The 15,968-nt window shown below is 43.2% G+C and carries 6 protein-coding genes; 5 read left to right on the forward strand and 1 reads right to left on the reverse strand.

The window, feature by feature from the left end; genetic code table 11:
- The first annotated feature begins 35 nt into the window (after positions 1-35).
- The 3 genes from IQ276_RS13380 to IQ276_RS13390 all read left to right on the forward strand — a co-directional run bounded on the left by IQ276_RS13380 (position 36) and on the right by IQ276_RS13390 (position 4,993).
- The gene (locus IQ276_RS13380) at positions 36-2,174 is read left to right on the forward strand and encodes a cation:proton antiporter domain-containing protein (RefSeq protein ID WP_193913634.1); all 2,139 of its coding nucleotides are present in this window, start codon (positions 36-38) and stop codon (positions 2,172-2,174) included.
- Positions 2,175-2,521: 347 nt separating this feature from the next.
- Positions 2,522-3,472 carry a UDP-glucuronic acid decarboxylase family protein gene (locus tag IQ276_RS13385; protein WP_193913632.1) on the forward strand — a complete coding sequence of 317 codons (951 nt, stop codon included), beginning with the start codon at positions 2,522-2,524 and terminating at the stop codon, positions 3,470-3,472.
- Positions 3,473-3,601: 129 nt separating this feature from the next.
- Positions 3,602-4,993 carry a UDP-glucose dehydrogenase family protein gene (locus IQ276_RS13390; protein ID WP_193913630.1) on the forward strand — a complete coding sequence of 464 codons (1,392 nt, stop codon included), beginning with the start codon at positions 3,602-3,604 and terminating at the stop codon, positions 4,991-4,993.
- Between the two features lie 335 nt (positions 4,994-5,328).
- Here the strand turns inward: IQ276_RS13390 and IQ276_RS13395 are convergent, their stop codons facing one another.
- Positions 5,329-6,123, reverse strand: coding sequence for an LmeA family phospholipid-binding protein (locus IQ276_RS13395; RefSeq protein WP_193913628.1), 795 nt, complete (start codon positions 6,121-6,123; stop codon positions 5,329-5,331).
- 590 nt (positions 6,124-6,713) lie between these two features.
- Here IQ276_RS13395 and metH point away from each other — a divergent pair.
- On the forward strand, positions 6,714-10,232 hold the full coding sequence (gene metH, locus IQ276_RS13400; RefSeq protein WP_193913626.1) for a methionine synthase: 3,519 nt from the start codon (positions 6,714-6,716) through the stop codon (positions 10,230-10,232).
- A gap of 730 nt (positions 10,233-10,962) precedes the next feature.
- Positions 10,963-15,951 carry a hormogonium polysaccharide biosynthesis protein HpsA gene (gene hpsA / locus IQ276_RS13405; RefSeq protein WP_193913624.1) on the forward strand — a complete coding sequence of 1,663 codons (4,989 nt, stop codon included), beginning with the start codon at positions 10,963-10,965 and terminating at the stop codon, positions 15,949-15,951.
- Positions 15,952-15,968: the final 17 nt, after the last annotated feature.

Genomic DNA, 15,968 nt, shown 5'->3' on the forward strand with positions numbered 1-15,968 from the left:
TCGCTGTTTTACCATAGCCTCTTCAATTCCTACCTATGGAACTCACATCAAAAGTTCTTGCTCTGGAACCAACTTCCCAAGTTCTTGGCAAGGAACCCATTGTTTCCTTTGCTATTTTGCTGGTGGTGATCTTAGTTATACCTGTCATGTTCGAGCGACTAAGATTACCAGGATTAGTGGGTTTGGTTTTCTCTGGACTAGTACTTGGCCCTTCGGGCTGGCATCTATTTCAGTCTGACTCGGCAATGATTAACCTACTATCAGATATTGGGTTAATATACTTGCTATTTGTCGCAGGGCTAGAAGTCGATCTAGAACAATTCCGCAAGAGGAAAAGTCGTGCCTTTGGGTTTGCTAGCTTGACTTTCAGTGTACCTTTAATTGTGGGAACCCTACTAGGTCTGATTTTAGGCTATGGCTGGACTACTTCAATTTTAATTGGCTCTTTATTTGCTTCCTATACCCTTTTGGCATATCCCATAATCACTCGTTTGGGAGTGGTAAATAATGAAGCAGTTACTGTTACCATTGGAGCAACAATTTTTACAGATATTGGTGCAGTACTAATATTAGGGGTTTGTGTAGCTATCGCTCGTAATCAAGCATTCAGCTTGGCTGGGCTACTCACATTGTCGGGTTGGTTAACCATTTACTCTGTTGCTGTTGTCGCAGGATTTGATTGGGCAGGTAAAGAGTTTTTTCGCCGTTCAGGAGACGATGAAGGAAACAAATTTTTGTTTGTGTTGCTTTCTGTGTTTCTTGCTGCTGTGGGCGCTCAATTGATTGGAGTAGACAAAATTGTTGGTGCTTTTTTAGTGGGTTTGGCGGTAAATGAAGCTGTGGGTGAAGGCCCAGTCAAAGAAAAGGTGGTGTTTATTGGCAGTGTACTATTCATTCCGATTTTCTTTGTTGACCTTGGTTTACTGATCAATTTACCTGCCTTTTTGAATAACCTGAACGCCCTCAAGTTAACGCTGCTGATTATAGTCGGTTTAATTGCCAGTAAATTGATCGCAGCTTTGTTGGCAAAACTAGTCTACTGCTATAACTGGCGAGAAATGCTGACAATGTGGTCGCTATCACTTCCCCAGGTTAGTACAACCTTAGCAGCAACGTTAATAGGATATCGGGCTGGATTACTCTCATCAGAAATATTACACAGCGTTATTGTTTTAATGCTCGTCACGTCAACCTTGGGACCCTTCATAACTGCTCGAATAGCTGTTGGTTTGGCTTCCTCACCAGCCGCAGATCCACCACCAACAACTCTACCCGATCGCGATGTACCAGAAACAGACAGTGCTTTGACTATAGTTGTACCTGTTTATAATCCTCAGACCCAGCAGTATTTGATTGAAATGGCAGCGTTATTAGCGCGTCAGTCAAAGGGTAAAATTGTACCGCTAGCGATCGCTACTGCTGCTGCTCATATGGATGCACCCCAGTTAGAAGCTTCTCTAGAACGAAGTGAGCGCTTATTAACCAAAGCCACCGCCCAAAGTCGAGTATTAGGTCTAGCTGCACAATCAGTACTGCGAATTGATGATGCTTTTGCTCAGGGAATTAGCAGAGCTGCCCGCGAACAAAAAGCTAGTTTAATTGTTATGGGTTGGGGTAAACGTACTGGGTTGCGAGCGCTGTTATTTGGTAATGTCGTCGATGGTGTGCTTTGGGCAGCCCACTGTCCTGTTGCAGTAACACGTTTGGTGGAATCACCAAAAAAAATTCAGCGCATCTTAGTACCAGTAGAAAATTTAACAGCACCAATATTGCAGCCTGTACAATTCGCCCAGATGTTGGCACAAGCAAATCAAAGCCACATCACTGTGCTGAATGTGTGCGATCGCCGCACTAGCTCTAGTAAAATTGCTTGGAGGCGATCGCATCTCTCGCTATTAATATCTAAATTAGCTCTGCCTAATGCCCCAGAAATTCAAATTATCGCTCATGAGAATGTAGCTCAAGCAATTTTGCAAGCAGCACGGTTATATGATTTAGTCGTTTTACCTTTTATACGCAATCGTACTAGTCCTGGAGGGTTAGCTATTAGCGATGTCACAACTGAGTTAGCCAGACAACTCACCTGTTCCATAGTCATGCTTGGAGAACCACAACGCACTCAAACAAATGTGGCGATCTCTGAGACAGCTAATAGCATTACATCTGCTGTATAATATGAGTCAGTATACTGGGGCTGCGTTGGCATACCCTGGCGGAAGGATAACATAAAAAAATCTTGACAACAACAAATGAATCGGCTCTAACGTCTACAGTAAAAACACTTTATATTGTTGAAGATTTGATGAACTTTAGGTAAAAGACTGACGATTTTTAGACAAAGTTTGTTATTTTTCTAGTTAAATTGTTAACAAAGCAGGTAAAAACATAACAAAACTACAACGGTAAACACTTTTTGATTAAGCCTTGTTTACTTCTAGTTCTGTATTTTTGTGCCCAAGCTGGGTAACCTAAAAGATAAGTGCAATAGCTACTGAAAATATTTGTAAGTAATTGGGAAACTATGAGAATTTTAGTGACGGGCGGTGCTGGGTTTATTGGTTCCCATCTCATCGACCGACTAATGAACGAAGGGCATGAAATAATATGCTTGGATAATTTTTACACGGGTCATAAACGTAACATCCTGAAATGGCTAGGACATCCGTACTTTGAATTAATCCGCCATGATATTACTGAGCCAATTCGCTTAGAAGTGGATCAAATTTATCATTTAGCTTGTCCTGCTTCTCCAGTACATTACCAATACAACCCAGTAAAAACCGTTAAAACTAACGTGATGGGAACACTGAATATGTTGGGGCTGGCCAAGCGTGTGAAAGCTAGGTTTTTCTTGGCTTCAACTAGCGAAGTATACGGAGACCCAGAAGTTCATCCTCAAACCGAAGAGTATAGGGGTAGCGTCAATCCCATTGGCATACGTTCATGCTACGACGAAGGCAAAAGAATCGCTGAAACTCTCGCTTTTGATTACTACAGGCAAAATAAAGTTGATATTCGAGTTGTTCGGATATTCAACACCTACGGACCGAGAATGTTAGAAAACGATGGTCGGGTGGTGAGCAATTTTATAGTTCAAGCCTTGCGGGGTAATCCTTTAACCGTCTACGGTGATGGTTCGCAAACTCGGAGTTTTTGCTACGTTTCCGATTTGGTGGAAGGATTTATCCGATTGATGAATGGCGAGTATGTTGGGCCAGTAAATCTGGGTAATCCTGGTGAATATACGATTTTACAATTGGCACAAGCTGTGCAAAACATGATCAACCCAGATGCACAGATTAAGTTTGAGCCATTACCTTCGGACGATCCCCGGCGTCGCCAGCCTGATATCACAAAAGCAAAAACTTGGTTAAATTGGGAACCTACCATTCCTCTGCAAGAGGGGTTAAAACTGACAATAGAAGATTTCCGCGATCGCATAAACAACGATGGCAAGAATTCAGCCTCCTGAGCAGTGCTTAGCCACGCTCTCAACTTTCGTGCAAGCTGATCCTATTTGGTAGCCGGTACTTTAGTGGCTGTGTTTCCTCTCAGTGTGTAAGTGTGATAATTTAACGCTAAAAAAAACGAGGAGTTCAAAATGCGTGTTTGCGTAATTGGTACTGGTTACGTCGGTTTAGTTACAGGTGCTTGCTTGGCTCATATTGGACATGATGTCATTTGCGTAGATAACAACGAAGAAAAAGTTAAATTAATGAAGTCTGGGCAGTCTCCAATTTTTGAACCGGGACTCTCAGAAATCATGCAGTCTGCTATTCAAGCAGACAAAATTCATTTCACAAGTGACCTCGCTGCCGGAGTCACCCACGGAGAAATTCTGTTTATTGCCGTGGGAACACCACCTTTACCCACTGGTGAGAGTGACACTCGCTACGTTGAAGCTGTAGCCCGTGGTATTGGGGAAAATCTCAACGGTGGTTACAAAGTCATCGTGAACAAATCTACAGTGCCCATTGGTTCAGGTGACTGGGTGCGGATGATTGTTCTCGATGGTATTGCTGAACGTCAAAAAACATTAGTACCCGCAGGTGGAGTGTCGAGTGAAGATAAACTACCTGAGTTTGTAGCCGAGTTTGATGTAGTCAGCAATCCAGAATTTTTGCGCGAAGGTTCAGCAGTTTACGACACCTTCAACCCCGATCGCATTGTACTAGGAGGCAATAGTCCAAGGGCAATAGCCTTAATGGAACAACTGTATGCCCCAATTGTAGAACGCAAGCACGCAGCCGATCCATCTTTACCCCCAGTACCAATTCTGGCAACAGACCTCAGTTCGGCAGAAATGATCAAATACGCCGCTAATGCGTTTTTAGCTACTAAGATTAGTTTTATTAATGAAGTCGCTAATATTTGCGATCGCGTTGGTGCTGATGTTACCCAAGTAGCCAAAGGTATTGGTTTAGACTCCCGCATTGGTAACAAATTTTTACAAGCTGGTATTGGTTGGGGTGGTTCTTGCTTCCCCAAAGATGTCTCTGCCCTAATTCACACTGCTGATGACTACGGCTATGAAGCTGAATTACTCAAAGCCGCAGTCAACGTCAACGACCGCCAACGTTTAATTGCTCTGGAAAAACTCCAACAAGTCCTCAAAATCCTCAAAGGCAAAACTGTTGGGCTACTCGGTCTGACCTTTAAGCCTGATACCGATGATATGCGGGATGCTCCAGCACTCAACCTCATTGAACAGCTAAACCGACTGGGAGCTAAAGTCAAAGCCTACGATCCCATTGTTTCCCAAACAGGTATGCGTCATGGACTTTCTGGCGTACTAGTAGAAACCGATGCCGAAAGACTAGCTGACGGTTGCGATGCTTTGGTACTCGTCACCGAATGGCAACAGTTCAAAACCCTCGACTACCTGAAGATGGCAAAATTGATGAGCCACCCTGTAATTATTGATGGACGTAACTTCCTCGACCCCGAAGTAATGGTGCGGGCTGGATTCCAATATGTAGGCGTTGGAAGATAGATAATTTTGGTAGAATTCCGAATTCCGAATTCCGAATTTAGAATTCGGGAGATTGAATTTCAAATTTCTAGCTTTTTTCAATGAAGTAGGGTCATAACATTGTTATGACCCTATTATTTTTCACATCCAACAAGATTTACTTTCGGATTTTGGATTTTAGAACTGGACCGAGAGCCTAGTACCGCCGTGAAGTCAAAAGTCAAAAGTATTATGGAATAGGCTTTTTAGCGATTTAAATCGTTGCTCTATCTACGCCGTGGCGTACTAGCCAATTTTAATTCTGACTCCTGAATTCTGAATTCTGAATTCTGCTATACGAATTTTGAATTTTTGACTCAAGCGTTATGTGGAATTCGCTCAATCTCAGCATATCCACTGAAAATTAATTTTTGACCTTCAGTTTCTAATCGGTTGAGCCGCATCTTCACTCCATCAAGGTCAAATCGATCTAAATCGACCATATTATCTAAAATTTCCACCAGTGCTACGCTCAAGGTTTGGGAGATTTGGCGTTGTGCTTCTGGTACTTGGTCAAGTTCAATTTTCGGGTCTTTGAAAGAAACTCGCCGCCGCCTTTCAATGCCTATAGTTAGAGTCATACTTAAAGGCACAAGTTCGCCATTACTTAAATCTGCCTTGGCTACAAGCTGCAACCGATTTTCAGGCAATAGCTGTACCCTGACTTCCGTAAAGGAAACTGGTTCACCGCCAGATAATTCTGTCAGTGATGGTACGGTGAGGTTAAGCAAGCGCTTTTTCACTAGTTCAGCATTGAAGGCGTCGTTGATACCTGCTTCTGATAAAATTACTTGGGCGATCGCTTGAGTAGGTTGCTTGAGACTGAGTTTGCCACTTAAGACCGAGCCAAAGTCAATAGCCACCGCATCGGTTTCAAATGACATCTCCTCCACCGCAAAATCTCTACGGATTACTAAGCCACGACCGCTCATTTTGAAGCTATCAATGCTGCCTTGCAACAGTTTGCTGGAGGGATAGCAGCGCACAAAGACTTCTACTGACTCGCTTTGGGTAAACAAGTGGCGAATCGTTTGGCTGGCGACTGTATTGAGCATCTGCTCTCCCCAATCTGTGCCTTTAGGATTTTGTAAACCAGTAAGTCCGCCGAACATGTGGTTTTTAGTCTCTAGAAGTTCTTTGTACTTTTGTAACAAATTGTGAAGAATACAGCAAGCATCTAGTGATTGATTGTTCCAATGAGCAAACTCAGGATGGCTGATGTTAAGAAGTGGAATGTATCGAATATTACTGTTTAGACTTGTTAGGATTAGGTTTAATGCAAATTAAATACATAATCAAAGCCATACTGAACATTAATTTAAGATATTCATACCAATTTTCTGTAACAATGAGCTATGAGGTTACTCGTTGAAAACCCTTGAGGATGCGTCCTCCTGAGTCGGATACATCCGTAATTCAGGCAAGGGATGAAAATTATTAAAGGCGTAAACACCTTGGTAACATTTTCTTTTTTTAGAACCTCTACTCTGCTGAGCGAAAGCCTGCTTGAGCAAATTCTGATTTAGAGTACAGAATACCTGTGCGTGAAAGCCAGGGAGTGTCAACACCGCTGTATTAAGCTCATCTTCATAGAGAATTGGTATTAATAAAATACTACCGAAATTCCCAAAATTTTGGAAAATAATAAAGTAAGTCGAGTATCACAAGACTCACTTGATTTCCTCATTTATTCTAGGAAAATATGACTCATCCTTTCCTTGAACGCCTGCGTAGTCCAGATAGCCCAGTCCTCGTCTTTGACGGGGCGATGGGAACCAACCTCCAAACCCAAAACCTGACAGCAGAAGACTTTGGCGGTCCCCAGTATGAAGGTTGTAACGAATACTTAGTCCACACTAAACCCGAAGCTGTCGCTAAAGTTCACCGCGACTTTCTCGCCGCTGGTGCTGATGTCATTGAAACCGATACCTTTGGCAGTACGTCCATTGTGCTGGCAGAATATGACTTGGCAGACCAAGCTTATTACCTCAGCAAGACAGCCGCAGAACTCGCCAAGCGTGTCGCTGCGGAATTTTCCACTCCCGAAAAACCCCGATTTGTGGCTGGTTCCATTGGTCCGACAACCAAACTACCAACCTTGGGACACATTGACTTTGACACCATGAAAGCTACTTTTGCTGAACAAGCAGAAGCACTGTGGGATGGTGGTGTGGATTTATTCCTAGTGGAAACTTGCCAAGATGTGCTGCAAATTAAAGCGGCGCTGAATGGCATTGAAGAAGTGTTTGCCAAAAAAGGCGATCGCCGTCCGTTGATGGTGTCTGTGACAATGGAAAGCATGGGCACAATGTTGGTAGGTTCAGAAATCAGCGCTGTGCTGACAATTTTGGCACCTTACCCAATTGATATTCTCGGTTTGAACTGCGCCACAGGCCCGGACTTGATGAAACCACATATCAAGTATCTGGCAGAACATTCACCTTTCATCGTTTCCTGTATTCCCAACGCGGGTTTACCTGAGAACGTCGGCGGTCAAGCACACTACCGCCTAACACCGTTGGAATTACGGATGGCGCTGATGCACTTTGTTGAAGATTTGGGTGTCCAAGTGATCGGGGGTTGCTGTGGGACTCGTCCAGAACACATTCAACAATTGGCAGAAGTCGCCAAAGACCTGAAGCCAAAAGTTAGACAACCTAGCTTAGAACCAGCGGCAGCATCAATTTACACCACTCAACCCTACGACCAAGATAATTCCTTCTTGATTGTTGGCGAACGTCTTAACGCCAGTGGTTCCAAAAAGTGCCGCGATTTGCTAAATGCCGAAGATTGGGATGGACTCGTGTCAATGGCGAGGGCGCAAGTCAAAGAAGGCGCACACATTCTTGATGTCAACGTCGATTATGTCGGACGTGATGGTGTGCGGGATATGCACGAACTAGTTTCGCGCATCGTTAATAATGTGACATTGCCTTTAATGCTTGATTCCACCGAATGGGAAAAAATGGAGGCAGGTTTAAAGATAGCTGGTGGTAAATGTTTGCTGAACTCCACCAACTACGAAGACGGCGAACCGCGCTTTTTGAAAGTGTTGGAGTTGGCCAAAAAGTACGGTGCTGGCATAGTCATCGGTACTATCGATGAAGACGGGATGGCGCGGACAGCTGAGAAAAAGTTTCAAATTGCTCAACGTGCTTACCGCCAAGCTGTAGAATATGGCATACCTCCCACAGAAATATTCTTTGATACCCTAGCTTTACCAATTTCCACAGGGATTGAAGAAGACCGAGAAAACGGCAAAGCTACCATTGAATCTATCCGGCGCATTCGTCAAGAATTGCCTGGATGTCATGTGATTTTGGGTGTTTCCAATATTTCCTTTGGTTTAAATCCCGCGTCGCGGATGGTGTTGAACTCGGTGTTTTTGCACGAAGCGACACAAGTGGGAATGGATGCAGCAATTGTGAGTGCCAGCAAGATTTTACCACTGTCTAAGATTGAAGAACGCCATCAAGAAATCTGTCGTCAGTTGATTTATGATGAGCGGAAATTTGAGGGTGATGTTTGCGTATACGATCCATTGGGAGAGCTTACCACAGTATTTGCTGGGGTAACGACAAAACGCGATCGCTCCTTAGACGAAAGTCTCCCCATTCCAGAACGTCTCAAACGCCACATCATTGACGGCGAACGCATTGGCTTAGAAGAACATCTCAAAAAAGCCTTAGAAGAATATCCCCCCTTAGAAATTATCAACACCTTCCTGCTAGATGGCATGAAAGTTGTCGGGGAATTATTCGGTTCTGGACAAATGCAACTACCCTTCGTGTTACAGTCTGCCGAAACCATGAAGGCGGCTGTTGCGTTTCTAGAACCGTTCATGGAAAAATCAGAATCAGGTAACAATGCCAAGGGAACGTTTATCATTGCCACAGTCAAAGGCGATGTCCACGACATTGGTAAAAACTTAGTAGACATCATCTTGTCCAACAACGGCTACAAGGTGATTAACCTGGGAATTAAACAGCCGGTAGAAAACATCATCAACGCTTACGAACAGCACAAAGCTGATTGTATTGCCATGAGTGGTTTGCTGGTAAAATCCACCGCCTTCATGAAAGAAAACTTGGAGGTATTCAACGAAAAGGGAATTACCGTACCTGTAATTTTAGGCGGTGCCGCCTTGACTCCGAAATTTGTGCATGAAGATTGCCAAAACACTTACAAAGGTAAAGTAGTTTATGGCAAAGATGCCTTTTCTGACTTGCATTTCATGGATAAATTAATGCCAGCAAAGACTGCTGGTAACTGGGAAGATTTGCAGGGATTTTTGAACGAAGTTGAAACGGCTGAAGTTTCGACAAATGGTAACAAAGAACCAAAAGCGACAACTTCTGAAGAAACATCTGCTGAACCAAAAATAGTAGATACGAGACGTTCTGAAGCTGTGGCTGTAGATATTGAACGTCCCACACCACCTTTCTGGGGAACGCAGTTATTGCAGCCTAGTGATATTCCCATTGAGGAAATATTCTGGCACTTGGATTTACAAGCTTTAATTGCTGGACAGTGGCAATTCCGCAAACCAAAAGAACAATCGAAGGAAGAATATCAAGCATTCTTAGCTGAGAAAGTGTACCCAGTTTTAGAAACTTGGAAACAGCGGATTATTGAGGAAAATCTGTTGCATCCCCAAGTGATTTACGGGTATTTCCCTTGTCAATCTGAGGGGAATTCTCTACATGTATGGAACCAATCACAGCAGGTTACAACTTTTGAGTTTCCTAGACAGAAGTCATTAAGGCGGCTGTGCATAGCAGATTTCTTTGCACCCAAAGAATCGGGAATTATTGATGTCTTCCCCATGCAGGCGGTGACTGTGGGTGAAATTGCCACAGAATTCGCCCAAAAGCTATTTGCTGCTAATCAATACACCGATTACCTGTATTTCCACGGTATGGCGGTGCAGATAGCAGAGGCTGTGGCGGAGTGGGCACACGCCAGAATTCGCCGTGAGTTAGGCTTTACTGCCGAAGAACCAGATAATATTCGGGATATGTTAGCACAACGCTATCGTGGCTCACGGTATAGTTTTGGGTATCCAGCTTGCCCGAATATCCAAGACCAATACAAGCAACTGGAGTTATTGCAAACTGACAGGATTAACTTGTATATGGATGAAAGCGAACAACTTTATCCAGAACAATCAACAACGGCGATTATTACCTATCACCCAGTAGCGAAGTACTTTAGCGCGTAGAATCGCACACTCCTTCCAGCTTCCAAAAATTATAGATTTTTCGTAGGGGCGCACAGCTGTGCGCCCCTAAAATTTTTAATTAACCTGAGTTCGACAGATTCCAAAGAACCCCGCTTCCATTCCTCTCCCCCTTGGCGTTAGCCTGCCGTTAGGCAAGCGGGGAGAGGCTTAAAAACCCTAATTTTTCGTGCCCAACTCAGGATACTAAAGCCCCTCTCCGTCTGGGAGAGGGGTTGGGGGAGGTTCATAGAACTCACGTTTTTTTATTTGGAAGTTCCTCAGTAATCCTAAGTCATAAGATTCACAACTTGTCTCAAAAGCCAGGAATATGAGTCAAATATCTGATTGTTTTGCAGCAGATGATATCCTTTCTTAAAAAATGGGTAATATAAGCTTGTTTTCATAACATCATCTTCATAAATTTGCCTGCTAATAAAATACATTTACGCAAAATTACTGTGAAGTTATGCTCTTCTTTTTCCTCGGAATTAATCGAAATAATTTTAACAAAATCAGTGTTTTCCCGTTTAGATGAACAATTTATGAATGATATAACTTTAATAAATTGTCTTTTATTATGTGTAGTTTACTTCCAATTCAATCAAACAATATGCAGTAATCACATAAATAAATTCTCACCATTTGCCTGCAAAATGAATTCTCAGGCATAATTACGAATTTTGATAAAAAATCCCACTTTTGCTATAAATCACTTGACAGGAAAGCAGCTATGTCTGGAAAAAATAAGCTAGTCAAGGCAATTCAAAAAAACTTCAAAATAATTGGCAAGAAGTTTGTATCTGCAATTAACAAGCGAATTGTTTGGCTATTACGGACTATCTTTCTCACTAGAAGACAACGCACTTCAGCGAATGCTGGCTTTATCTTGCCAACAGTGGCAATGGTAACTTTGGTCGTCGTACTGTTGACAGCTGCAATTTTGTTTCGGTCATTTGAGCGTTCTAAAAACGCTAGTAATGTGCGGGTAAATGAGGCTGTGCTTAACGCTGCTACCCCAGCGATTGATCGTGCTAGAGCTAAATTAGATGCACTAATAGAAGACCCAACATTACCACGAGGAATTCCCTCTGATAACGCTTTATATGATGCTCTTAAAAAAGACAAATATAGACTTGGTGACGAGACTCGCCTGAAGCTGGCTTTAGAATTTAACGGTATTTCAGGCATCCAAGCTGGAAGCGGCGACATAAATAATAACGGGACTCCGACCGACCTAACTGACGACTTTGTAAATGAGGACGAAACATTAAAAACAGCTTGGAAATATGCCGTTGACACAGACAATAATGGCAAAAAAGATACCTTTACTCTCTATGGAATTTACTTCCGTACACCACCTAGAAACAACTCAGGACAGTTTACTCGTGAAAGAAAAGCCCTAGAAGCTAGAACGCCACCAATGGATAATGATTCATCAAACCAGCAGTGCAATGCATCTGGTTTTTCTAGCTTAGTTGGCAATTCCAGTTGGTATAAGTTAAATAGTGGCAACCTGGGTAAAAGCTTCTTTGTTTATACCGTTAACGTGCCCATTACTAAACAAATTTATGATAGTCTGCCAACAAGTACTGGGTCTATTAATCAAAGTAATTCTGAAGCATACAAAGGCAATCAAAGTGTTGTAGCACTGGAGTTTCAGCAAGACCGCAGTCGCGTTCCCCTAGCAAATAATGCTGTTTGGTTTGAGAATGATTTAGAAGTCATAGTTGGTGGTAGTACAAAATTATTGTTGAATGGAAGAGTTCACACTAACAGCAACTTCCTTGTTGGGGTAGTTGGAACTGGTGGCTCCGACGGTAACATAACTTTTCGCCAAGTTAGTAGCAAAACATCCTGTTTCTACAACCAAGAAAACGGGCAGATTACTGTTGGGGGAAATGTCGGAAATGGGAGCCTTTCTCAAACTAGTGCTAACAATGTACATGTTGATTTGTACAAAGGTTTTGGGAATAGTGATGTTAAAACTAACCCTGCTACCATTAGCAGCAGTAACAAATCTACAGATGCTACTGGTGGTGCTAGTATCGGATTCAACGATGCAGCATACAATCAACGCATTGCTGCAATGAAGAATACTGCGATCGCTTTATGCACAGATTGTAATAGCGCAGCTACTGGTAGCGCTCTGAAAACGGCTGTTGCAGCAAGTAGTTACCCAGCAGATGTGAAAAGCAACGTGGCTGACAAAGTACAAACCGCTGATGATGCCACCACAGCCAAAAATATCCTCTACGACGAAATAGAAATTTATCTGCGAAATCGTACCCGTCGAGTACCCTTTGCAGAAGTATCAGACGCCACTGGAACGGGTGCAACAACTGGATATACTGCCATTACTGCCGCTTTAGAACCTCAGGCAAGCTGGAGGGAACCACTAACCTCCAGTAACCAGTTCACTGGTGTAGCAACATCAGCTCCCACTGTAGATACATCTCAGCTACAAGCCACACAGCCAAATTTACAAAAGAAAGAAGGTGTTCAAAGCAGTTTAGGCGATCGCGTTTTTGTCGGCAATAATCTCCCTGCTCTGTGGAAAAAAGACGGAAAATATGTCGGTCCAGAGGGTGAACAACCAATTTTGAGCAGTACTGGCACTGCGGTTAACTGGACTAGATATGGTTCAGAACCACCAGCAAGATGGCGTAACACTCAAATACAGGCACTTGCCGACTTAGGTTTATCTGACCGTAATGGTTTTTGGGAAGAAAATGCCGCAGCAAACCCGACAAACGATTTAGACAATGTGGGTGGTGTACGGATTGTTACTGGTGCAGGTATTTATGTAGATGGTCTTGGTAATACTGCAAACACAACAACTGGTCCATTTTACCCGCGAGGTGCTAGTTCATTTTTACCACCTACAGGTGATATTACAGTTGTCTGGCCTGACACAATGCCGATGTCAACACCTGGAAATACTCGCAAAGGCGATCTACAAATGCGAGCAACAGCTGTTTATCACTACAAAGTAGATTCTGGCACTGACCAAGAACCGATCGCTTGTGTAAGCAGCTACTACGATCCCTCAAATGAAACTACAGTTAAAAACAAAGTTAATCAAGATGGTGGATATGGTGTAGATACCACTGACGGCCGGTCAAACAATGGCGTTGTTTACAATTACCCGACAAATGGAAGAGGCGCATTCTTTACGAGTAATAAAACTCGTCTAGTAAGACAAGGCAACTTGAAATTCCCCAACGGGCGTTGGGTTAATAAACCTTTACAAGATGCTCTAGCAAAAGTTGGAACGGCTACTACAGTACCTAGTACTGGTTTGCAGCTAGCTGATTATTCAGCAATTGACACAGCCCTTTGTGCTGTTTCAATTCTCGACCCTACAACCACTTTCGTTACTACTCCCACTGACCAGCCTAAACACGGTGCAATCAAAGAAGCAACTTTCCTTGATGGCAGGGAAGTCAAGCAGCTTAGTACATCAGGCTCACCAACCACATACAACCTAGACTTAGAACAGCGTCAACCTCTAGAAATTCGAGTCACAGATATTGACTTAAGTTCGAGTACCAGAGGTATAGCCACCACAGCAATAACAGCTAACGAGTATTTATTGCCTTACAGTGGCATTATTTACGCAACTAGAGATGATGGTTTGCCCGATGCAAGTGATACAACTAGCCAATCAGAGTTACTCAGCCCAACTGATTTTCTGCTGGACTCAACTCGTCGCCCAAACGGCATCCGGCTGATTAATGGGGGAACTCTAGCAAGAACTAGTACTAATACTTACACTGCCAAAGAAAAAGGTCTGATTTTGGTAACAAATTTGCCCGCATATATCAAGGGCAACTTCAATTTACACCGCACAAGTACAAGTAGCACAACAGAAATTGAGGAATTTTCAGAAATAGAGTCAACAAGTGTCAATTTCTACGATCGCAGTACTGCCAATACAGACTTTGCTTGTCGTGCAGGAAGAACAGGCTGTCCTGCAACTGGGGGTGACCTTTGGAGACCAGCAACGATTATTGCCGATTCGATGACCTTACTTTCTGACAGTTTCGTAGATGGTAAGCGGAGATTCGCAGACTACGACTTGAACAATAACACTGGCATACCTGTGGAGGATGGCTTAAGTCCCAGTCCCACACCTACATCCACTTTCTTAGCCACTTTAAATGATAAAAGACGAAATCGGCTGAAAAATGGTTTTTGGGAAAATAGCTATTCTACAAGTTCTTTTTGGACAAGTGATGGTAATCCCAGACTAGACACTACCGTTACTCCTAACATTTCTCTAGGCTCTTACTTAGTAAATGGAGTGACTCCAATTCAGCGCCGGGTTAATGGTCAACCCTTGTATGTCATGGAAATGTGCCGTAAGCTGCTAGTCTCAGAGTGCGGTCCTGGAGACTGGGTTGTTGGGTTTAATGTTAATGGAGATTTGAAGGCTAATGGAGAACCTGATTTAGAAGATACAGTTTCCTTTGACGTTAATGGAGACGGATTAGTAAACAGCCTTGATAAAGAGAAAGATATCAAGACGTATCAGTTGGGTCAAGCGATACTTGCTGCGTCTCCAAGCAGCACTAGTATTGATGCAGATTGGTGGAATACTAATGCATACGGAACTGGTAGCAAGAAAATCAGAGAGCGACTAGGCTCTGGGGATACAAGTGCATTGTCCCTGCAAAATCTTCTAACTACAGATCGTCTTTATCCCCGTCGGGTTGCATTTGCCCGTGATAATAACAACAACTTGGTTGAAAGTAGTAGTGGTATATACAAACCTATAGGTGTAGGTTGCCCCTTGGATACTACTGGTACTGGATATAGCAATAATGGATGTACCTATGGCACTAATTACGGTTTAACAAATAGCAACATCCGCGCTCTCTGGTTTAGAACCACAGATACCCCAGCTACCCCAGGAGACATAAGCCACGCAGTATACGCAAGTGACAAACCACTGTTCTACTATCCCCCCATTGATGTTAATGGTGACGGTAGTCCTGATTTAGATGCTCAGCCGCTCTTAGTACCAGTCTTAGAAATTCATGATGCAAATAAGACTCCCTCTGATTTGAGAACGGACGCAACGCAAGTAGCCGCAGGGGATGACTTTAAAACTAATTGGTTACAACAGGCAACTGACACTATATTCAATGCCACCTTTGTATTAGGAAATAGTCCTAGTAGAACGGATGAAATTTCAGCAGGTTTACAAAACTTTGTGCGGTTTTTGGAAAACTGGGATAGCAGAACAGCCAAAATCACCGGTAGCTTTATTCAATTAAAGCGGAGTGCTTTTTCCACCGCGCCCATTGCACCGATTTTCACAAACAGACAATCTAGTGCGACTGCTAGTGCTACTTATAATCTCAGCCTTTTTGACTACTCATTAGATACTTACCCAACTAGAAACGGTGATGGTCTGTTACCTTTCTACTCCGCACCAACAAATAGAAAGTGGGGGTTTGATGTTGGTCTGTTGTCAGAGCAACCAGACCTATTTGCCCAAAGGTTTACCGCGCCGCCAACAGGTCGCCCCAATGAATTCTTTAGGGAAGTTGGACGGGATGACCTTTGGGTGAAAACGTTGCTGTGTGCTGGTGAAGCTAGTAACCAGACAGGTATCCCAACAACAACAGTGACGACAGTAACTTACACAAGTGCAGTCCCTAGTCAATATCGTCCAAGTGGCTGTCCATCATCCATACCAGATGACTCATTGTAAACGCTGTAAATATTGGG

It is taken from the genome of Desmonostoc muscorum LEGE 12446, from assembly GCF_015207005.2.
In the GTDB taxonomy this organism is placed as follows: domain Bacteria; phylum Cyanobacteriota; class Cyanobacteriia; order Cyanobacteriales; family Nostocaceae; genus Nostoc; species Nostoc muscorum.